The organism is Cytobacillus sp. Bva_UNVM-123, assembly GCF_046351715.2.
Classification (GTDB): Bacteria; Bacillota; Bacilli; order Bacillales; family Cytobacillaceae; genus Cytobacillus.
Genome location: NZ_CM177772.1, coordinates 2,688,924 through 2,710,778, shown reverse-complemented (window position 1 = coordinate 2,710,778; position 21,855 = coordinate 2,688,924). Strand labels below are relative to the sequence as shown.

21 protein-coding genes are annotated in these 21,855 nt (G+C 36.8%); 18 read left to right on the top strand and 3 right to left on the bottom strand.

Features of this window, described 5'->3' with window-relative positions; all coding sequences use genetic code 11:
- The first annotated feature begins 833 nt into the window (after positions 1–833).
- The 7 genes from KDN24_RS13510 to KDN24_RS13480 all read left to right on the top strand — a co-directional run bounded on the left by KDN24_RS13510 (position 834) and on the right by KDN24_RS13480 (position 6,013).
- Positions 834–1,343, top strand: coding sequence for a DUF4275 family protein (locus tag KDN24_RS13510; RefSeq protein ID WP_409973743.1), 510 nt, complete (start codon positions 834–836; stop codon positions 1,341–1,343).
- A 95-nt stretch (positions 1,344–1,438) separates the two neighbouring features.
- Complete coding sequence (locus KDN24_RS13505; RefSeq protein WP_409973744.1) at positions 1,439–2,320, top strand: TIGR01777 family oxidoreductase; 882 nt, start codon at positions 1,439–1,441, stop codon at positions 2,318–2,320.
- A gap of 62 nt (positions 2,321–2,382) precedes the next feature.
- Positions 2,383–2,889 carry a GNAT family N-acetyltransferase gene (locus KDN24_RS13500; protein ID WP_409973745.1) on the top strand — a complete coding sequence of 169 codons (507 nt, stop codon included), beginning with the start codon at positions 2,383–2,385 and terminating at the stop codon, positions 2,887–2,889.
- A 137-nt stretch (positions 2,890–3,026) separates the two neighbouring features.
- Positions 3,027–3,341: a DUF4406 domain-containing protein gene (locus KDN24_RS13495; protein WP_409973746.1), complete on the top strand. Its 315-nt coding sequence runs from the start codon at positions 3,027–3,029 to the stop codon at positions 3,339–3,341.
- Positions 3,342–3,456: 115 nt separating this feature from the next.
- The gene (locus KDN24_RS13490) at positions 3,457–3,966 is read left to right on the top strand and encodes a GrpB family protein (protein WP_409973747.1); all 510 of its coding nucleotides are present in this window, start codon (positions 3,457–3,459) and stop codon (positions 3,964–3,966) included.
- A gap of 193 nt (positions 3,967–4,159) precedes the next feature.
- On the top strand, positions 4,160–4,819 hold the full coding sequence (locus KDN24_RS13485) for a DUF5613 domain-containing protein (RefSeq protein WP_409973748.1): 660 nt from the start codon (positions 4,160–4,162) through the stop codon (positions 4,817–4,819).
- Between the two features lie 192 nt (positions 4,820–5,011).
- Positions 5,012–6,013, top strand: coding sequence for an LLM class flavin-dependent oxidoreductase (locus tag KDN24_RS13480; RefSeq protein WP_409973749.1), 1,002 nt, complete (start codon positions 5,012–5,014; stop codon positions 6,011–6,013).
- Between the two features lie 57 nt (positions 6,014–6,070).
- Here the strand turns inward: KDN24_RS13480 and KDN24_RS13475 are convergent, their stop codons facing one another.
- Positions 6,071–6,268 carry a hypothetical protein gene (locus KDN24_RS13475; protein WP_409973750.1) on the bottom strand — a complete coding sequence of 66 codons (198 nt, stop codon included), beginning with the start codon at positions 6,266–6,268 and terminating at the stop codon, positions 6,071–6,073.
- A gap of 228 nt (positions 6,269–6,496) precedes the next feature.
- Here KDN24_RS13475 and KDN24_RS13470 point away from each other — a divergent pair, with 228 nt between their 5' ends.
- The 10 genes from KDN24_RS13470 to KDN24_RS13425 all read left to right on the top strand — a co-directional run bounded on the left by KDN24_RS13470 (position 6,497) and on the right by KDN24_RS13425 (position 18,567).
- Positions 6,497–7,009, top strand: a complete 513-nt coding sequence (locus KDN24_RS13470) for a DinB family protein (protein WP_409973903.1) — start codon at positions 6,497–6,499, stop codon at positions 7,007–7,009.
- Positions 7,010–7,069: 60 nt separating this feature from the next.
- Positions 7,070–8,062 (top strand): P1 family peptidase, encoded by a 993-nt coding sequence (locus tag KDN24_RS13465; protein WP_409973751.1) that lies wholly within the window; start codon positions 7,070–7,072, stop codon positions 8,060–8,062.
- A 143-nt stretch (positions 8,063–8,205) separates the two neighbouring features.
- Positions 8,206–8,925: a VOC family protein gene (locus KDN24_RS13460; protein ID WP_409973752.1), complete on the top strand. Its 720-nt coding sequence runs from the start codon at positions 8,206–8,208 to the stop codon at positions 8,923–8,925.
- A gap of 191 nt (positions 8,926–9,116) precedes the next feature.
- Positions 9,117–9,884, top strand: coding sequence for a 3-hydroxyacyl-CoA dehydrogenase (locus KDN24_RS13455; RefSeq protein ID WP_409973753.1), 768 nt, complete (start codon positions 9,117–9,119; stop codon positions 9,882–9,884).
- Positions 9,885–10,012: 128 nt separating this feature from the next.
- Positions 10,013–11,758 (top strand): sigma 54-interacting transcriptional regulator, encoded by a 1,746-nt coding sequence (locus KDN24_RS13450; protein ID WP_409973754.1) that lies wholly within the window; start codon positions 10,013–10,015, stop codon positions 11,756–11,758.
- A 187-nt stretch (positions 11,759–11,945) separates the two neighbouring features.
- Positions 11,946–13,469 (top strand): long-chain-fatty-acid--CoA ligase, encoded by a 1,524-nt coding sequence (locus tag KDN24_RS13445; protein WP_409973755.1) that lies wholly within the window; start codon positions 11,946–11,948, stop codon positions 13,467–13,469.
- A gap of 55 nt (positions 13,470–13,524) precedes the next feature.
- Positions 13,525–14,670, top strand: coding sequence for an acyl-CoA dehydrogenase family protein (locus tag KDN24_RS13440; RefSeq protein ID WP_409973756.1), 1,146 nt, complete (start codon positions 13,525–13,527; stop codon positions 14,668–14,670).
- Between the two features lie 20 nt (positions 14,671–14,690).
- The gene (locus KDN24_RS13435) at positions 14,691–15,845 is read left to right on the top strand and encodes a thiolase family protein (protein WP_409973757.1); all 1,155 of its coding nucleotides are present in this window, start codon (positions 14,691–14,693) and stop codon (positions 15,843–15,845) included.
- Between the two features lie 22 nt (positions 15,846–15,867).
- A complete protein-coding gene (locus tag KDN24_RS13430) occupies positions 15,868–17,457 on the top strand; it encodes a fatty acid--CoA ligase (protein WP_409973758.1) in 1,590 nt (529 codons plus the stop codon).
- Between the two features lie 15 nt (positions 17,458–17,472).
- Positions 17,473–18,567 (top strand): CaiB/BaiF CoA transferase family protein, encoded by a 1,095-nt coding sequence (locus KDN24_RS13425; RefSeq protein WP_409973759.1) that lies wholly within the window; start codon positions 17,473–17,475, stop codon positions 18,565–18,567.
- Between the two features lie 66 nt (positions 18,568–18,633).
- Here the strand turns inward: KDN24_RS13425 and KDN24_RS13420 are convergent, their stop codons facing one another.
- Positions 18,634–19,611 carry a ring-cleaving dioxygenase gene (locus tag KDN24_RS13420; protein ID WP_409973760.1) on the bottom strand — a complete coding sequence of 326 codons (978 nt, stop codon included), beginning with the start codon at positions 19,609–19,611 and terminating at the stop codon, positions 18,634–18,636.
- Between the two features lie 210 nt (positions 19,612–19,821).
- Between KDN24_RS13420 and KDN24_RS13415 the strand changes: the two genes are divergently transcribed.
- Positions 19,822–20,052: a hypothetical protein gene (locus KDN24_RS13415; protein ID WP_409973761.1), complete on the top strand. Its 231-nt coding sequence runs from the start codon at positions 19,822–19,824 to the stop codon at positions 20,050–20,052.
- Between the two features lie 162 nt (positions 20,053–20,214).
- Here the strand turns inward: KDN24_RS13415 and KDN24_RS13410 are convergent, their stop codons facing one another.
- Positions 20,215–21,837: an acyl-CoA dehydrogenase family protein gene (locus tag KDN24_RS13410; RefSeq protein ID WP_491348041.1), complete on the bottom strand. Its 1,623-nt coding sequence runs from the start codon at positions 21,835–21,837 to the stop codon at positions 20,215–20,217.
- Between the last annotated feature and the right edge of the window lie 18 nt (positions 21,838–21,855).

The window sequence follows — 21,855 nt, the reverse complement described above, 5'->3', positions numbered from 1 at the left end:
ACAGATTCCCGAAAAGTAGGATAACCCAGTAGATCGGGAAAGGTTCCGGTCAACAGATTCCCGAAAAGTGAGACCATCCAAAAGAACGGGAAAGGGTTTGGTCAACTGATCCCGAAAAGTGAGACCATCCAAAAGATCGGGAAACGATCCGGTCAACAGATTCCCGAAAAGTGGGATCATCCAAAAGAACGGGAAAGGTTTCGGTCAACAGATTCTCGAAAAGTGGGACCATCCAAAAGAACGGGAAAGGTGGCGGTCAACAGATTCCCGAAAAGTGAGATCATCCAAAAGATCGGGAAAGGTTTCGGTCAACAGATTCCCGAAAAGTGGGATCATCCAAAAGAACGGGAAAGGTTCTGGTCAACAGATTCCCGAAAAGTGAGACCACCCAAAAGATCGGGAAATGATTCGTTCAACAAATTCCCGAAAAGTAGGATCACCCGGTAGATCGGGAAAGGGTTTGGTCAACAGATTCCCGAAAAGTGAGATCACCCAAAAAATCGGGAAAGGTTCCGGTCAACAGATTTCTGAAAAGTGGGACCATCCAAAAGATCGGGAAACGTGGCGGTCAACAGATTCCCGAAAAGTAGGATCACCCAGTAGATCGGGAAAGGTGGCGGTCAACAGATTCCCGAAAAGTGGGACCATCCAAAAGATCGGGAAACGATCCGTTCAACTGATCGAATGTCTTCATCAGAAACAATAGATAATAATCTAAATGAAGGAACAGATAAAGCAAAAGCAATGAGTGCTCCATTCTTAAAAGAAATAAAACGTAAGATGGTTTTTTTTCTTGATACAGAATGCAAATTAGGAGAGTTTTGGAGGTTTCTATGATTAGAGACAAAATTAATGTACTTTTAGATAATTTACCAGATGAAGAGCTGGAAAATGTTTATTGGCAAATTAAATTAATTCAAAAGAGTTACTTGTTTAAGAAGAATTTACTGGATAAAGGTGTTATTATTACTGAAATTTTCGGTGAAGAAGCGGAAGAGATTAAACGTTTACGGGATTATAAATTTGCAAAAAACATAGATGAAGAGATGAAGGAAACGATTTATTTTAATCAATTTAAATGGCATATTTTCAGCTATGAAAAACAAGAATGTTTACAGAAAGATGCGGCTAGAAAAGCTTTTGATGAAGTGATTAAGGATGATGAGCTTTTTGTCATGTATCAACATTTACCTTACATAACGCAGTATAGCAAAGCAAGAAAAGTCGTTGCAGCTGATTTTGATTCTGAGCAAGATATTTACATATTCAACAAAGATTTTACTTGGACATATGTACATACTCATGAATCTATGTGTGGACCTTATTTTTATTCTGTGAAATGAGTTAATAAATCCTTACTTTAATATCTTTAAATGTTTAGAGAATGCGCGAAATACAAGTTACCAAAAAGATTCTAGCATTGAAATGGGGGATAAAGATGAATAAAGTAGTTTTAGCTGGAGGTACAGGGTTTATCGGTAAATATTTCGAGACTAAATTTCAAGACCTTGGTTATGAGGTGAAAAATATTTCAAGACAGTCACATAATATTTCTTGGGATAGCTCTGAAGGAATTGGTGAAGCCTTGGAAGATGCAGAGCTTCTAATCAATCTTGCTGGGAAATCAGTCAATTGTCGATACAATGAAAAAAATAAAAGAGAAATTATGGTTTCAAGAATAAGCACGACAGAAATCCTTGGAAGATCAATATTGGCATGTAAAAACCCTCCAAAGGTATGGGTGAATTCCAGTACTGCAACGATTTATCGACATGCAGAAGATCGCCCGATGACAGAGGCAAAGGGGGAAATCGGTTCAGGATTTTCAGTAGATGTTGCCACAAATTGGGAGGAAACTTTTTTTAGCTTTGACTTGCCAAATACAAGACAAATTGCACTACGTATAGCGATTGTTTTAGGTAAAGATGGTGGAGTAATGAAACCTTATCTGAATTTAGCCAAGTTTGGACTTGGCGGTGTGCAAGGAAGTGGAAACCAAAAATTTAGTTGGATTCATATTGAAGATTTATTTCAAATCGTCCTTTTTCTGAACCAAAGGGAAGAACTTAGCGGTGTTTTCAATTGTTCGGCGCCGAATCCTGTTAATAATCAAGAGTTTATGAAATTAATCCGCACAGAATTGAATGTGCCATTTGGTTTACCAACGCCAAAATGGCTACTTGAATTAGGAGCCATGATCGTTAAAACAGAAACAGAGTTAGTGCTGAAAAGTCGTTGGGTTATTCCAGAACGTTTGGAGCATGAAGGTTATACATTCACTTTTAACACACTTAATGAGGCTTTGCGTGATATTCTATAAATAAGAAAAACAAACTATTTTTTCAAGGTTTTTCTAAAAAATGATGAATGGCGGTTGAAAATATGGGATTATCATTAAAGAAATTATGTATGGAAGATGCTGAAGCATTGTTTGCTTTTGAACTTAATAACAAAACTTTTTTTGAAGAAATGGTTCCAACACGGGGGGAAGATTACTATCAATATGAAGTTTTTCTAAGTCGACTTGAGGCATTATTAGATGAGCAAACTCAAGGAAAATCTTATTTTTATTTAATAAAGGACCATAATGATACAATCTTAGGAAGAATGAATATAGTTGATATAAAGGAAGCTCAAGGCGAGCTTGGTTATAGAGTGGGGCAATTACATACTGGAAAAGGGATTGCAAGTAAAGCATTAAAGCTATTAATAGGCACAATAGTAGAAGAGGGGCAAATACAACAATTAAATGCGAAAACAACCAGTAATAATATCGCCTCTCAAAAAGTATTAGAGAAAAATGGATTCGAAGAAATGGATACGAGAGATGAAACGGTTCAACTGAATGGTCAAAGTTTGAAATTTGTAAACTATAGATGGAGAAAGTAAATGGGGGAGGAAATAATGGAATAGGAAGGATAGAGATTTCTTAGAGATGGCTCTTCAAGAAGCTGCAATAGCTCTTGAAATGACAAAAACGATTAAAATAGACTATGTAGATAGATAAAGGAAAGTAGGTTCTTTCAATGAAGGTTATTACTTTATGTGGGTCTACGAAGTTTAAAGAACAATTCGAGAAAGCAAATGCTCACCTTACCTTGCAAGGAAATATTGTTATAAGTCTTGGCTTTTTTGAACAAAGTGATGGTTTTGAAATAACTCAAGAACAAGCAGAACTATTCGAGAGAATACATATTGAAAAAATTAATATGTGTGATGAGATCTTTGTTATAGATGTAAATGGCTATATAGGAAAAAGCACAAGAAAAGAAATTGATTATGCAAACCAAAATGGGAAGGTAATTCGTTATTATTCTCAAAGTACTTTAAATGATAAGTAGAGAAGCCAATGTATTCTTTTTAAGAACGGGTAAATGGCTTTCACTTGTTTACTGAGATTAAGCTATAGTCTGATTGATTTTATAAAAAAAGTGCTCTCAAAGCTGAGGTGTATTCATGAAAGTTCGACTTACCGAATTTAATGAAGACTGGTCTAAAGTGTACCGAAAAGAAGTTGAATTTCTGAAATCGGTTTTTAGGGAAGAAGTAATTAAGTTTGAACATTTTGGGAGTACGGCTGTGTATGGAATGAAGGCTAAGCCAGTAATTGATATGATGTGTATCGTAAAGGATATTGAGAAAATCGATTTATTTAACGCTCAAATGGAGTCTCTTGGTTATGATGTTGCAGGAGAATGGGGAATTGCTGGCAGAAGGTTATTTCGAAAAGGTGGAGAAAACCGTACTCACCATATTCATTTCTACCAACATGATAATCCTCAAATTGAGCGGCATTTAATCTTACGAGATTATTTACGTTGCCATCCACAACAAGTAGCAAATTACAGTAGATTCAAAGACGAGTTAGCCAAGCGATTCGAGTATACAAAAGATTATAGTCCTGCGAAAAGAAGCTTCATGAAAGACATGGAACAAAAAGCACTTCTTTGGTTTGAGAAGAGATAATAAGGAAGTAAAGAATAACCTAATTCAGTTTTAAAATGGTTTTCAGAAACGAAAGAAACAAAGGAAATTAAATTTTAAAAATTTAATGGATGATGTATCGACATTCATTTTTTATTTCGAAAAACTATTAACATTTAGCACAGCATTTTCATTAATTTTGAAGTATTATTTCTAAAAATAATAAGGAGTACATATGAAAGAGATCAATTTTGAACATATTTATCAAGCAGGTCATGTTGTATATGAGACTGACTTATATGAACACATTCATTTTCCAAAAATGCTGCTCATGTATGACAATAACCTCATTAAGTTTAAAAGGATGCCAACAGTTAAAGAATTTATGAAAGCTGCTGAATATTTAAGAGTCTATCATGTAAAAAATGGCCAAAAACATGTGAAGTTTACTTTTCCTGAAAATGAGAAGCTTCCTTTGGACTTGCTCAATAATTTGGATGATGCTTGTTATGCGGTAGGTTTTCTAGAATTATATGTCATCAAACCAGAGCAATTTCCGAAGGTAGATGAAAATTCTCATATTACGATACAATCGTTGTCATCTGAAAATCTGGAAGCATTTATGAAACTTCAATATGAGTTTGATTTAGAATTTGGGGTTGAGTTTGCAGAACAAAAAAGAAAGCTGCACGAAGATCATTTCAAAAATGAGAATTTTTGTCAGCTCATAGCTTACTATAACGACATACCAGCAGGTTCTGTTGATGTTATTTTAATGGACGAAACTGTTGAAATTGATAGTTTATCTGTTCTCGACTCTTTCCAAAAAAGGGGATTGGGACAAGACTACAAAAGTATATTATGGATCATTTCACTGATAAGCTCGTTATTTTAGTTGCAGATGGCGAAGATACGCCAAGAGAAATGTATAAAAAACAAAACTACCAATATCGTGGATTTACATATGAAGCTCAGAAAGTCTTTGAAGATTAGGATAATAATAAAAGGGTTTGTTTAAGCATTATAGTTTTTTTTCTTTCGTTAAATTGATAAAATAATAAAAATTCGTAAAGAAAGGGACGTTCGAATGTCTAACCTTCAAATTCCTGTTTCTGTATTAAATCTTGCCCCTATCCGTAAGGGACAGGATGCAAAACAAGCGATAGATTCAATGGTTGCACTTGCCCAGGCTACTGAGAAAATGGGATATAAACGATATTGGATAGCTGAGCATCATAATACTACTTCACTAGTTAGTTCTGCGACTGCGATTTTGATAAAGCATACTTTGGAACATACAGAGCATATCCGTGTGGGAGCTGGTGGGATCATGCTGCCTAATCATGCTCCATTAGTTGTAGCAGAACAATTTGGGACAATGGCGACAATTTATCCAGATCGTGTGGATTTAGGTCTTGGGAGAGCACCAGGTACTGATATGATAACAGCAAGTGCGTTGAGAAGGTCAAATCATGATTCTGTTTTCTCCTTTCCAGAAGATGTTCAAAGCTTACTTACGTATTTTGGTTCAGAAAACGAACAAGAATCTGTGAAAGCTTTTCCAGGAATGGACACACATATTCCGATATATATTCTTGGTTCATCAACAGATTCAGCATATTTAGCTGCAAACTTAGGTCTTCCATATGTCTTTGCTTCTCATTTTGCTCCGCAGCACATGGAAGAAGCGATCTCTATTTATCGTGCTCGATTTAAACCTTCTAAGTATTTAGGTAAGCCTTATATGATCGTTTGTTTAAATGTTATAGCAGCCGAAACAGATGAGGAAGCTGAATTTTTGGCATCCAGCATGCAACAGTTATTCCTAAATATTGTCAGAAGGACGCAATCCCCATTACAGCCACCTGCTAAAGCTTTAGATTCTCAATGGAACCGTGTGGAGAAAGAAATAGCTGAATCGATGAGTCGTCTTACTTTTATGGGAAGTAAGAATTCGGTCAGACAAGAGTTTGCCATGTTCCAAGAAAAATATAATGTAGATGAAATCATGGTTGTATCATATATTTTTGACCAAGAAAAACAAAAACGCTCGTATGAAATTTTTAAAGAAATTGTAGATGGGCAATAAGAGTTGAAATAAATGGAGTGAGGAATTAATATCCTCACTCCATTTATATTTACATGATTATTCATTAACTAGCTCTTTCAGATTTTCCTGAATAGGGATTAGGGCTCCTTTTTTAATCCAATATTCAAAGCTATCTGTTGGAAAAACACCTTTGCAATTAGGATTGTACATTTCTATAATGACACTTGATGGTGTCACATTGATGACTTTTAGACGCTCTGATTTGTTAATATTAGGCGAAAAATTACTTTCCATTGCAAATTCCATGTTGATATACGAGTTAATTTTCATCACTTCCTTACATTTGAATATTTACTTTTACCTTTTCCACATATGATATAATTTATCCAGATATTTGTAGTGTAACGAAATTCGACACGAACTGCAAATGAATGTGAATGATAACTCTCATTATTAGCCATTAAAGTCCATGAAAATGATCAATAACTGGAGGGAAGGATATTGACTTTCGATCAACAAACCATGTTTTTAATCGACCAGAAGGAAGGCTGTAGTTTTGAGTTTAGTAAATTAATATCTATGATGGAATATACAAGGTACACAACCATTGAAGAAGTGAAAGATCTGTCGGTTGAAGAGTTGGATTTTCTTTATGATGAAAATGCTAATTCCATCGGAATGCTGTTAGCACATATTGCTGCAGGAGAAAAGGCATATCAGCTTGTAACCTTTGAAAATCGCAAACTAACTGATGAAGTAATTCAAAGTTTAAATCCTGGGTTACTTTTAGGGAAGCAAGGTCAAGAACAAATACGTGAAAATTCGATTGATTATTATTTGAAAGAACTTTCTGATGTGAGAAGCAGGACAATCGAGATGTTCAAAACACTTCCAGATGAATGGTTGTTTGAACAAACGCCATTTGTACAAGGAAAGCCAGCAAATAATTTATTTAAATGGTTCCATGTGTTTGAAGATGAACTAAATCATAGAGGTCAAATAAGATTAATTAAGAAGATGGTGAGGAGGAAGTGAAAACACTTTAAATTTAAATTGTTATTGTTCGGGAATAATAAAGGATAGAGGTGATATAAAATGCTTGAACAAGTAAAAGGTCAGATAATAGATGTTCCAGGAATAAAGGTTGGCAATAAGGAAGATTTAAACGCATTAACGGGTTGTACGGTAATATTAGCGGAGGATGGGGCCATTGGAGGGGTTGATGTTCGTGGTTCTGCCCCAGGAACAAGAGAGACTGATTTACTTGATCCGATTAATCTCGTCGAAAAGGTACATGGAATTTGTTTAAGTGGGGGCAGTGTTTTTGGACTAGATGCGGCAACTGGCGTTGTGAACTATCTAGAAGAACATGAAATCGGTCTGGATGTTGGAGTTGCGATTGTTCCCATTGTCCCAGCAGCTGTTTTATTTGATCTTGCCGTTGGTAAATCGAAAGTAAGACCTGATCGTCGTATGGGGTATGAGGCAGCACAAACGGCAGCTCGCCATCCATTTAAAGTTGGCAATGTTGGTGCAGGCTGTGGGGCCACAATCGGAAAATTAGCGGGAAATGATTTTTGTATGAAAGGAGGTCTTGGAAGTGCTTCTTATACTTTGCAGGATGGTACCGTCGTTGGTGCTTTAGTCGCGGTTAATGCAGTGGGTGAAGTTCGTGACCCTCAAAGTGGAAAAGTTATCCTTGGACCTTTTGATCGTGATAAGCGACAAATATTTGATAGTCTTGAAATTTTACGGAACAACTATTCACCAGTTATTAAAGAAGGTACAAATACGACAATTGGTGTCATTGCCGTCAATGCAGAGTTAACAAAAGCTGAGGCAAAGAAAGTAGCGCAAATGGCTCACGATGGTTTTGCAAGAACGATTTATCCTGCTCATACGATGTATGATGGTGATACCATTTTTACCCTAGCAACTGGCGGCTTAAAGGTGCCAGTTGACATTCTTGGAACAATTGCTGCGAAAGTAATGGAAGAAGCAATCTTAAATGCCGTTTATTCTGCTGAAAGTATTCACGGAATTCCCGCATTTCATGATCTCAACTTTGAAACGAAAGAATCTAGATGAACGATTCGATTATATTTACCATAAATTTATTATGTTAACTAGGATTATTCAAAGTATAGCTTTTAACAGAATCAGATCACTGTAAGATGAAAACTTAAGTTAATGGAAGAAAATAAAAAGTGATTGGAAAAGGAGCTGTTATGATGAAACAGACAATTGAATTATTTGAAATTGCTGCAAGAGATGGAGAAAAGGCGAAACATTTCTATGAGTCATTATTTAATTGGAAAATTACAGATATTGGCCCAATGATGAAGATTGATCGTTCAGATGCAGGATTGAAAGGGCATATTCTCAAATGGCCTCATAAAGGACCTACTCATCTTACTATTTATATAAGAGTGGAAAATATTTCAGAATGTTTATTTAAAGTTGAAAAACTGGGGGGAAAAGTAATTCTACAAGAAATGAAGGTTCCGAGTGGGGGTTCCATCGCACAATTTACAGATCTTGATGGCAATATTGTTGCAATTTTTCAAAACAACGAACAAAAAAGTCATTATTTGAGTAATGATATTAAGGATACACAGATTGGCTTTTTTGAAATTGCTTCGAGAGAAGGAGCTCGTGCTAAACAATTCTATGAAACAATTTTTAATTGGCAATTAACAGATGTTGGAGCGGAAATAAATATTTCGAAAGAAGATGCTGGGATAAAGGGGCATATTCTTAATTGGACAAAAGAAGATCCACCTTATTTAACGATTTATGTGAGAGTAGACAATATTCAACATTACTTAGAAAAAATAAAAGAATTAGGTGGAACAATTCTTATCCCGGAAACGAAAATTCGTAATGGTGGTACATTTGCGCTATTCAAGGATCTTGATGGCAATATTTTTGGAATTTCATCAGGTCGTTAAGCTATTACAGATGTACAAATACTAGTCATATATGTGTTTGTACTGTCCATTAGTTATACATAAGATCATAAACACCACTTTATGATAAAGCTGGCAACTTTTTGACGCTTTATTTATTCATTTTACATCTTCTTTCATTGGCATAATTCTTGCAAATAATGAATGAATCATTATTACAGGAGGAATGAGCAATGAAAAGACATGAATGCTTAGCAATTGTAACGGGCGGTGCTTCTGGATTAGGTGAGGCAACAGTAAGGAACATCCTTGCAGGTGGAGGAAAAGCTGTAATCATTGATCAATCAATTCAAAAAGGTCAGCAATTGCAAGAAGAGTTAGGAAAGAATGCTTTATTTGTGCAGGCTGATGTGACGAAGGAAGAAGAGATACAATCATCATTAAATCAAGCAGTGGATTTTATGAGCCATATTAATACAGTAGTTAATTGTGCAGGAATTGCGATAGCTGAGAAAGTGATTGGACGTAATGGAGTTCATGATCTTTCATTATTTTCTAAAGTCATTCATGTTAATTTAGTAGGAACGTTTAATGTCATTCGACTTGCTTCAGAGAAAATGAGAAACAATGAAGCAAATGAGCAAAATGAAAAAGGAATAATCATTAATACTGCCTCAGTAGCTGCTTTTGAAGGACAAATTGGGCAAGCGGCTTACAGTGCTTCCAAAAGTGGAGTAGTCGGAATGACTTTACCAATTGCTCGAGAGCTTGCTCGCTACGGGATTCGAGTGATGACAATTGCTCCCGGTCTTTTCCACACACCGATGTTTGATTCCTTACCTGAAGAAGCAAGGGAGTCACTAGGAAAAATGGTTCCATTTCCATCAAGGCTAGGATTCCCAGATGAGTATGCTAAACTCGTGCAAAGTATACTAGAAAATCCAATGCTGAACGGAGAAACAATTAGATTAGATGGAGCCATTCGAATGCAACCGAAATGAGTTTTAGTAGGAAGGCTTTAAGCCTTCTCTTTTTTTACTCTATTAAAATTTAAAAATTCTAAATAATCTTTTAATCTGATATAATGTGAGTGATTGTGTTTGCTATGAAATATATAAGGAGTGATGAAATGCTCCAATTTGAAGACATTATAACGAAAATTGATTGTCACATAACCGAGGATCTTACATTGCAAGAGGCAATTGAACTCATGTATAGCCAAAAGTGGAACCTACTGCCCGTCATTAATAAACAAAGAAACCCGATTGGTGTTTTCACAAGAAGTAGCCTATACAAAATGGTTATGGAGGAATGTCCCCTAACTACCCCGATTAAAAATTATTTACATAAGCAAGTCAAAACAATCCGAATTGATACTCCATATGTAAAAATCGAGGAAATAGTAAAAAAAAGCAAGGTTGGTACAGGTGTTGTTGTCGATGAAAACAATATAGTAGTCGGAATTCTTACGAAAACAGATATGGTGATGTCACTGCTTCACACTTCTCAAGAACTACATACGATAAAAACCTTAAAAAGAACGTTAGAAACAGCAATAGATCATGCTTTTGATGGAATTGTCATGACGGATGAAATGAAAATTATACAAATGGTTAGCCCACCATTTTTGCAATTATTTAATTTGGAGTTTGAAGATGTATTGAATAAGCCAGTTGAGAAAGTTCTCCCACAGCTTCGTTTAGAAAATGTATATAAGACTGAAACAGCAGAGGTAAGTGGCTTCCTAGAAATTAACGGCATTAAGTATATTGTTCACCAAATCCCGATAATGGAAAATGGAAAAATAATAGGGGCGATAGGTAAAGTCGTTTTCCGCCAGTTGAATGAAGTGAGTGAATTGTTCAAAAAACTGCAAACCGCTGAAAGTAAAGCAAGCTATTATCATCAACAATATGAGAAATCAGAAATAGCAAAATTTAATTGGGACCATCTTTTGAGTATAGATCCGATTATGGAGAAACTGAAGAAAAGCGGGATGAAAGCAGCGAAGGGAAGATCAACCGTCTTAATTCGAGGAGAAAGTGGAACTGGGAAAGAACTATTTGCCCATTCGATTCATAATAGCAGTGCAAGAAGCAAAGAAAGATTCGTAGTGGTTAATTGTGCTGCAATTCCAGAGGATTTATTAGAATCGGAGTTTTTTGGGTATGAGGAAGGAGCATTCACTGGAGCAAGAAAGAAAGGAAAGCCTGGAAAGTTTGATCTGGCTAATGGAGGAACATTGTTTTTAGACGAGATAGGTGATATGTCGCTTCCTTTGCAAGCTAAGCTTTTAAGAGTGTTGCAAGAAAGGGAATTTTACCGAGTTGGTGGGACAATTAGAATTCATGTTGACGTTCGAATAATTGCAGCGACAAATCGAAATCTTGAAAGGATGGTTAAAGAAGGTCTATTTAGAGAGGATTTATATTATAGATTAAATGTCATTTCTCTTCATGTTCCTCCACTAAGGGAGAGGCCTTTAGATATTCAGTTATTAATCGATCGATTTATGGTGGAATTTAATCAAATTTTAGGTACAAGTATCAATGGAATAGATAAGCGAGCAAAGGAGGTGCTTCCAAAATACGAATGGCCAGGAAATATTCGAGAACTAAGAAATGTGATGGAACGGGCGATGACATTTGCTGAAAATGGAGTAATTAAATATGAGGATCTTCCTGATTATTTAGTAAAGAATGTTGCGGCTAAAGAACCTCATTTATCAGTATCATTAGTAGAGAATGCTGAGCTAGAAGCGATTAAACGAGCTCTTCTACAAGTCAAAGGAAACAAAGTGAAAGCAGCAAAGCTATTAGGAATTAGTCGTTCAGGATTATATGAAAAGATTAAAAAATATAAGCTTACAATGTGAATAAGGTGTCCATTTTTTGGACACTTTTTGTTTCGTATGTATAAAAAAGCGATAAGCAAGGAGATGAGGATAAAGAATCCCACTATGTGCTTATTAAGAGCGTAACCTAACTACAATCTATAAGAATTGGCATACAAATTGCATGCTAACAGAAAGAGAATTCAATTATTTTAGGGGGGCTCATTTTATGATTATTGGCAATTTATTAACTCAAAATGCACGAAAGTTTCCTGAGCTGCTAGCAATCGAATGTGAAGGAAGAGGCTACACATATCGTCAATTTAACGAGGAAGTAAACAGGCTAGCTCATGGTCTATTAAAACTAGGGGTTAAAAAAGGAGAAAAACTTGCTTTAATGATGAAAAACACAGACTACTTTGTATTTACCTTTTTTGCAGCCGCAAAAATCGGTGTTGTTAATGTGCCAGTTAACTTTAGACTTCAAGCACAAGAAGTACATTATATTTTGAAACAATCGGATGCCATGTATGTTGTTTGCGACAAAGAATTTGAAGCCTTACTGTATAGGGCAAAGGAAGGAACGGACGTACGTAGCGTTATTACAATTGGAACTCCTGATATAACTGAGTTTGTTTCCTATGAAAGCGTGTTATCGCATAACTATACAGAACCGCTTGTTGAAGTAAACGAGCAGGATGATTTAGAAATTTTGTATACATCTGGGACGACAGGACGTCCTAAAGGTGCTCTTTTTGATCATCGCCAAATATTTAATGTTGGAATTTCTGTCGTCATCAATATGGGTATTAGACAACATGAACGAATTCTTCATCTCGCTCCACTTTTCCACTCTGCACAATTAAATCTTTTTCTTATTTCTGGTGTAGCGTTAGGAGCTACACATATCATCCATCGCGATTTTCATCCAGTTAAAACACTTCAAGCAATCCAAGAACATAAAATTTCGCATTTATTTGCTGTACCAGCCATGTATAATTTTCTTTTGCAAGTTCCAAATGCTCAAGATTACGACTTATCATCCATTAGGCGTATTGGCTATGGTGCTGCCCCAATGGCTCCAGAGCTTGTCAAAAAAAGTATGCAGCTATTTAAAACAGATCAATTCTATAATCTTTGTGGATTAACGGAAGGTGGGCCTGGAGGAATTCTTCTTGATCCAGAGGGACATAAGCTTCATTTAGGCAAAGGGGGAAAACCTATTTTTCTAACTGAAACAAGAGTTGTGAATGAGGAAGGAAAAGATGTTTTACCAGGGGTTGTAGGAGAATTTATTATTAGCAGTCCGATGGTGATGAAGGAATATTACAAGAAGCCAGAAGAAACGAAGAACACTTTAAAGGATGGATGGCTTTATACAGGTGATTTAGCAACGATTGATGAAGAAGGGTATATTACGCTCGTGGATCGTAAAAAAGACATGATTATTTCAGGTGGAGAAAATGTGTATTCGGTCGAAGTTGAATCCGTTTTATATGAGCATCCTGCAGTTCTTGAAGCTGCGATTATCGGTTTACCAGATGAGGTTTGGGGAGAAGCGGTATGTGCAGTAATTGTTCCAAAAGAAGGATTATCCATTGATGAACAAGAACTGAAAAGCTTTTGCAGAGAAAAACTAGCTGGTTATAAAATTCCAAGACGAATATTTATGGAGGAGCAGCTGCCAAGAAATGCGTCTGGAAAAATATTAAAATACCAACTTCGACAAAAAATGAATCAAATGAAAGCATAAAGTTGTCAAATCGTAAATTTCGTTATTATGTCATTTAAGAAAAGAGGTTTAAAGGATGAAGCACCCATATTTAAATGAAGAACATGAGATTTTCCGACAGGCGATTAGAAAGTTTCTCGAAAAAGAAGCCTATCCATTTTATAACAAATGGGAAGAAGATCGTATAATTCCTCGATCTTTGTGGTTGAAAATGGGAGAGCAGGGCTTCTTATGTCCAGATGTTGAAGAGAAATATGGTGGGAGTGGGGCAGACTGGGGATATTCCGTTGTCATTAATGAAGAACTGGAACGAGTGGGCTCAGGTTTAGTTGGAATTGGGCTGCATAATGATATTGTCATTCCTTACATGACTGCATTTGGCACAGACGAGCAAAAACAGCGGTGGCTGCCTAGCTGTGTACGCGGTGAAAAAATAACTGCTATTGCGATGACCGAGCCTGGGGCTGGTTCAGATCTTTCAAACATAAAAACGACTGCCAGGCTTGATGGAGACTCCTATATTGTTAATGGCGAAAAAACGTTTATTACGAATGGAATCCATGCAGACCTAATTGTAGTGGCAGTTAAAACGGATTTATTGGCTATACCGAAGCATAGAGGTGTCAGCCTTCTTGTTATAGAAAGGGATACGCCTGGATTTTCTAGAGGAAGAAAATTGAATAAAGTCGGGCTACACTCTCAAGATACGGCTGAATTAATTTTTGAAGATTGTCGTGTCCCGAAATCTAACCTTCTAGGAGAGGAAGGAAAAGGCTTCCTTTATATGATGGATAAGCTCCAGCAGGAGCGACTTGTTGTTGCGATAGCAGCACAAACAGCAGCAGAGGTTATGGTTAAACTGACGATCGATTATGTGAAAAGCCGTAAAGCATTTGGTAAACAAATTAGCTCTTTTCAAAATACTCAATTCAAAATCGCTGAGATGGCAACCGATATTGAAATGGGCCGGGCGTTTTTGGACCAGCTAATTGCGGAACATATAGGTGGTAAAAATATCGTTACGAAAGTTTCGATGGCAAAGTGGAAGCTCACTGAAAATGCACGAAAGATAGCGACAGAGTGCATGCAGCTTCATGGTGGATACGGCTATATGGAAGAATATGAGATTGCTAGACGCTATCGGGATATTCCAGTTGCTAGCATTTATGCCGGAACAAATGAAATTATGAAAACGATTATTGCAAAAAATTTAGAGCTATAAAGCTAGAAAGAAGGTTTACTATGCGTAAAGTGGTCATTGTTGAGGGTGTCCGTACACCAGTGGGAAGAAGAAATGGTGTCTTGAAAGATATAAGGCCTGATGAACTAGCAGCATTAACTCTTAAGGAGCTTGTAAAAAGAGCGGGAATCAATGCGGCGATCATAGAGGATGTGATTTTCGGATGTGTTACTCAATCTGGGGAGCAGGCAGGTGATGTTGCACGAGTCGCAGCACTAACAGCTGGATTTCCCATTGAAGTGCCAGGGGTAACGATAGACCGTCAATGTGGCTCAAGTCAACAAGCTGTTCATTTTGCTGCCCAGGCAATACTAGCAGGTGATATGGATGTTGTTATTGCCGGTGGTGTCGAAAGCATGTCTAGAGTACCAATGGGCTCAAATTATAATCATGCACAGCCATACAGCTCGAATTTATTAAATAAATATGAAATGATTCATCAAGGCCTATCAGCGGAGCGAATTGCTGAAAAATATGGATTCACACGTGAAGAGCTTGATCAATTTTCATTAGAAAGTCATGTAAAAGCTTTGAAAGCACAAAAAGAAGGATATTTTGACAAAGAAATCTTTCCTATTCATGTGACATTAGCAGACGGAACATCGGGTGTTATCAATAAAGATTCTGGCCCACGTGAAGGAACTTCTTTAGAGGCATTGGCGAGTTTAAAAACGGTTTTTAAGGAGAATGGCATGATTCATGCTGGAAATTCAAGCCAAATTAGTGATGGTGCAGCAGCATTATTACTAATGTCTTCTAATAGAGCAATTGAGCTTGGTTTAAAGCCGCGCTTCATCGTCCATACGAGGGTTGTTGTTGGCTCTGATCCAACATTAATGTTAACTGGACCGATTCCTGCAACAGTAAAAGCTTTGGAAAAAGCAAATTTAAAAATTGACGAGATAGATGTTTTTGAAGTGAATGAGGCGTTTGCTCCAGTAGCATTAGCCTGGCTGAAGGAAACAGGAGCGGACCCAAAGAAGCTAAATCCGAGCGGGGGTGCAATTGCGATAGGTCATCCATTAGGTGGTAGTGGTGCACGTTTAATGGTGACAATGATGCATGAGTTAGAACGGACAGGTGGGCGCTACGGACTGCAAACGATGTGCGAAGGACATGGGATGGCAAATGCAACAATCATTGAGCGGTTAGATTAACTTATCTATTGGGGGCGATAATATGAGCAGTATGACTATCGGAAAAATCTTCGATCTTACAGTGAATAAGTATCCAAATAAAGCAGCCATTTATGATGCAAGGAAAGATATGCGATTTACTTATAAAGAATGGAGCTTACAAGTAAATCGATTGGCAAATGTCTTATTAAATGAAGGAGTTAAAAAGGGAGATCGTGTTTCGACTTTTCTTTATAATACGGAAGAATTGGCAACTGCTTTTTTTGCTTGTGCAAAGATCGGAGCTGTTTTTAATCCAATTAATTATCGCTTAATGTCTGAAGAGGTCAGTTATATATTTCAAGATGCAAATCCGAAAGTCGTACTTTTTGAAAAAGCATTAGAACCAGTCATAACCGCTGTTGAAAATCGTTTTGACCATATTACTTTCCTGTTTATTGATGCAGAAACCCCAGCATATGCAAAAAGCTATAAGCTGTTAGTCGAAGGAGCGAGCAATAAAGAGATTGCGATTGAATTAAATGAAAATGATTTCTATGCAATCATGTATACGAGTGGCACAACTGGAAGACCTAAAGGGGTGCTTCATACACACCGTAATATTATAGAGCAAAGCTTAATCGTAATTAGTGCTACGAAGCTGGAGTTTTCAGATATTGGTCTCGTCACAGCACCTATGTTCCATTGTGCTGAGCTTCATTGTGCATTTCTTCCTCGTGTTCATATTGGTGGCACGAATATTATCCTTCATCAATTTAATCCAAAAAAGGTGCTTGAACTAATCGAAAAAGAAAAAATAACAAAATTTTTCGCAGCCCCGACGATGTGGAATATGCTTCTTCAGGAAGATTTAAGTAAGTACAATCTATCAAGTTTAAAACTTGGTTTATATGGGGCGGCTCCAATGGCTCCATCACTTGTGATTACTTGCCATGATCGCCTTGGTATTTCCTTAGTTCAAGCGTATGGAATGACGGAAATGGGTCCAGCTATCACCTTTTTAAATGAGGAGGATCAATTAACAAAAGCTGGATCAGTAGGACAGCCTTGTTTAAACCATGATATTAGGATTGTCCGTACAAGGGAGGATGGACCATCTGATCCGGATGATGTTGTATCTGCAGGTGAAACAGGGGAAATTATTGTTCAAGGACCATGTATGATGAAAGGGTATTATGGACGTCAAGCTGCGACAGAAAATGCCATGTATAAAGGATGGTATCATTCAGGAGATATTGGCTATTTAGATGTGGATGGCTATCTATGGGTAAATGATCGAGTTGATGACATGATCATTAGTGGGGGAGAAAACATTTATCCAAGGGAAATTGAAGATGTTTTGCATGGTCATCCACATGTCTTAGATGTAGCAATTGTTGGTGAGCCTGATAATCATTGGGGTGAAATGGTCACTGCATTTGTCGTAAAAAAGGATGCAAAAGTAACAGAACAAGAGCTAGACGAGTATTGTAAAAATAGTAAAAAGCTCGCTAATTACAAACGACCACGAAAGTATGTATTCCTTGAAGCATTGCCACGCAATGCAAGCGGAAAAATTCAGAAATTTGTTCTTCGTCAGCAATTAGAAGATATATTTGCGCAAACATCTTCATCAAAAAGGGATCATTCGTAAGAAAGGGATAAATACATGCTAACTGGTGTAAAAGTTATTGATTTTACAAACTATCTTCCCGGTCCATTTGCAACTTTACGTTTAGCGGAAATGGGAGCAGAAATTATTAAAATTGAACCTCCTGAAGGAGACCCTTCAAGACGTGCGGATAAGCAAAATGGTACTTCAGGACTCGTGTTTCTAGCTAATAATAGGACGAAAAAAAGTGTGTCTCTGAATTTAAAAGACGAAAATGATCATAAAGTGGCTGTAAAACTAATTTCAAAAGCTGATATTGTCATTGAGAGCTTTCGACCAGGCGTTATGGAGAAACTAGGTTTAAATTATAGTGCGGTAAAGAAGGTAAAGCCTGAAATCGTATATTGTTCAATTTCGGGCTATGGGCAATATGGGGCATTAAGTAAGCTGGGAAGCCATGATATTAATTATTTGGCTTTAAGTGGCGTTCTCGCTCAATTTAAAGACAATCAAGGGAAACCTGCTCATCCTTCCATAACATTAGCAGATTATTTAGGTGGATTTGCAGCAAATGAGCGAATTCTAGCAGGACTCGTATGTAAGCTTTTGACTGGAAAGGGCAGTTATCATTCGATTTCAATTACAGACCAAATGGTTTCATTATTAGGAAATCATATTATGGTTGAAAAAGAAACGGGTGATGGAAACGGCATTTCGTTATTAAATGGAAGTATAATCTCATATGCCCTATATGAAACAAAGGATCAGCGTTATATGAGCTTAGGCGCGTTGGAGCCAAAATTTTGGCAGAATTTTTGTCGAGCTCATGGACGTTTAGACTGGCTTGAAGCACATTTTTCCAAAACGGATATCACGAACATCGTTTTTCAAGAGGTAACTCAACTTTTTAAAAGTAAAGACTTTTATGAATGGATCAGATTTTCCCAAAATGTTGATTGTTGTTTGACACCAGTGCTGGAAGTTGGGGAACTTAGCGAAAACCATTATTTTAAAGAGAAGGAGTTAATATTTTTTTCACCTTGGGGAGACTATCAAGTTAAAATGCACAGTGATCTTCACTTATCCAAAATGACACCACCTCCTAATATAGGTGAGCATACAAAAGCAATAGTGAATGAGATAAATCCTTGAATAACATCTGCCTGAGCCCAACTTCGTAATCAATGAAAAAGTGGGGATCAGGCAATATGTTATTTACTATTCTTTTATTAATTCCTTCGTGCTTCTCACTGTATCAATTGGTCTTACTAACTTTTCTATTTGTTCACGTTTACCTTCTAAAAATGGTGGAAGAGATAGTTTTTCTCCGAGTGTTTCGTATGGCTCATCTCCCATAAATCCAGGGCCATCTGTAGCATATTCAAATAATATTTGTGGAGCAACTCGTGAATACAATGAACCGAAAAAGAAACGATCAACAAATCCTGAAGTCGGGATGTTAAAGCCCCGAATTCTTTCATCCCACTCTTCTAAAACAGAGCGGTCCTCTACACGGAAAGCCGCATGATGTACAGTGCCATAACCTTGTTGTGCTAGTGGAAGGGTTGGGTTATCTTCAACAATGACTTGTGCTCCATTTCCCCCTTCTCCAACCTCGAATAAGTGAAAAGCACCTTCAGTTTCAATTTCCTTAAAAAGCAATACTTTTTCCATAACTTCTTTGAAAGAAATAAAATTAGCAATACGAACGAAGACAGGACCTAACCCAGTAATGGCATATTCGAGAGGAATGGGCCCCTTTTGCCATGGGGTACCAGAAGCAACACCGTGATTATTCTCGTCAGAAATTAATTGGTATTGTTGGTCATCGAAATCGACGAATGATAGTGTCTCTTTGCCAAATTGCTCTTTAATTCCTGTATGTTTTACATTTAATCGTTCAAAACGTTTTAGCCAATAATTTAATGCAGCATCAGTTGGTACGCGGAAAGATGTTTTTGAAATTTCGTTTGTCCCATGTACCCCCTTCGGAATACCAGGAAAGTCGAAGAAAGTCATATCTGTTCCTGGATTTCCTTTATCATCTGCAAAAAATAAATGATAGGTTCGAATGTCATCTTGATTAACGGTTTTCTTAACGAGCCGCATTCCTAAAACATAAGTGAAAAAATCATAATTTTTTTCGGCGCTGCTCGTAATAGCTGTTACATGGTGAATTCCTTTTAAATGGTTCATTTTCATTCCTCCAGTTATTTGTGATAATTATCTTTAATAAAAATATCTTTAATTCGAGATAAAAATACCATGAATATTTTATCTTGTCAAATAAGAGTCTTTGTCATAAAAATTAGATTATTACTCAAAATGTTGTACTTATGATGAACGATTTTGTTATTATTTAACTATAAAGGGATATGCTACAATAAAACAATGGAGGTTGGTGCTATGTCAACTGGCACAATTGCTGTAGTTTTGGTTTTTGCCATTCCAATCATTGCCATCATTACAGACCATTTTCAGAAGCAAACAAAGCTGAAGCATAAAATGATTCAGGGAGAATTAGAGCTTGAAAAGTTAAAACATGAAAACTATTTACTCGAAACTCAAAAATTAAGGCTTGAGCTTGAACAGCAATTACAGCTTGAGGATCCGAATGATAAGAAAAATATTATGTAATTTTTTTATGAATAACAAAACGAGAATCCTTTCATTTGTGAAAGGGTTTTTTAGTTTGAAGGAAAGTTTAAGGATATTAACATAAGTAAAATTAATTTCAAATAAATGGGCGTTCGCCGAAAGGACTTGGTGAACGCCTAGTTTTCTGAAAGTAAGGCTTTGTTAAATTTGCCTATTGATTTCTGCTAACGCAACATCTTGGTATGCCTTAAAGAGCTCGCTGCAAAATGTATCCCATTCAAGTGCTGCATCCATGGAAGCGTCATTTACTTCTCCGAGTAAGGGTTTTTGTAATAATTCTTCAAGCTGTAACGAAAATTGTTTAATTTTGTCTGCAGAACAATGATCAAGAATATTTGCAACAAACTCAGCTGGTGAATACCATTCTGTTACTCTTTGAAGATCTCGATAGATCTGAGTTAAAAGAAGGTTTCGTGGTCCTTCCCATTGTTCATTGACGACAACATCTCGAAAAATTCGTGGCAAGGATGAAAACTCTTCCATCACGCCATGACCACCAAATATGGAAATTGCTTCACGAAGTATGATGGCTCCTTCATTCGTCGTACAAATTTTTTGCAATAAAATTAATTCCCTTAAATTGAATAATTGTTTTCTCATTGCGATTGGCTGCTCAGATGGTATGCCAGGATTTAATGGTTGATCAAGCTTTAAAAATAATTGATAAATTTTAAATGCAGCAGCGGTTGTGCGCTGTGAAGCATGCTCAATTTGTTTTAGTTTATAGGCTGAAAGAGGGTATTCATTTACTTTTTTTCCAAAAACAGACCGGAAATTTGCATAAAGATTCGCTTCTCTTGAAGCACGAAGCATAAACCCAGCACAAGCGATACCGATTTCTAATCTTGATAATGTAAGGACAATCCCGACAGCGACTGCTACTCCTTTATTAGCAGGTGCGATTGGATATGCAACAGCTCCATCATATTTAATTTCTGCAGTTGGTAGCTCGGATGTACCCATTTTCCATTTGATTCGATTAATTTCATATTGATTACGAATTTCTTTTTCTTTATTTCCTGGAAGCCAAGCTGGAACGATAAAGGTTGAGACCTTATTTGAACCAACTATTTTGGCCGTGACGACAGCGTAATCTGCATGAGCAGCCGAACAGAAGAACTTATTCCCATACAACCGAAAATATTTACCATCTGGAATGGCTTCTAAAACATTCGCAGGTAAATCAGAGCCTCCTTGAATCTCAGACATAAACTGGGCTCCAATAGCGAATTGGCCCCCTAATCCTTCCTTCGTGTGTATTAATATTTCCTCAAGTTCTGGAATTGAAGAGTCAGGATATTGCTCTAGCAGCGCGATAAGTCCATGTGTACAAGTAAGAGGGCAGGTGACACCAGCTTCACCTAATTGATGTATGAGCATTCGTTTAATAAAGCTTTCCCACGAGTTTACTTTGTTAGAAAACAGCCCAAGTCCAAAAACTTCTTCCTCAAGCATATGCACCTCATACGGCCTAACAATTCGATCAATCCGATTGTTGAATGCATCGAAATGAAGCATGGATGGCTGAACTTCAGGACGTGCAATTTTCTGAACTAATCGATTCCATTTCGTTGAAACAGTGGGGGAGAAAACAAGTAAATTTTCATGTATTTTGGGAAAATCACTCCCAGTATAATGCTTCACAACTTTTTGTAAAAAAGGATCGTCCTTATACCAGTCTAAACTTTCACGTTTTGCTACAAAATCATTGAAAGTATAATGATTTGTTCCTATGTTAAGATTGTTTTGCGAAACGTGTACCATTTTTACACCCCTTTATTT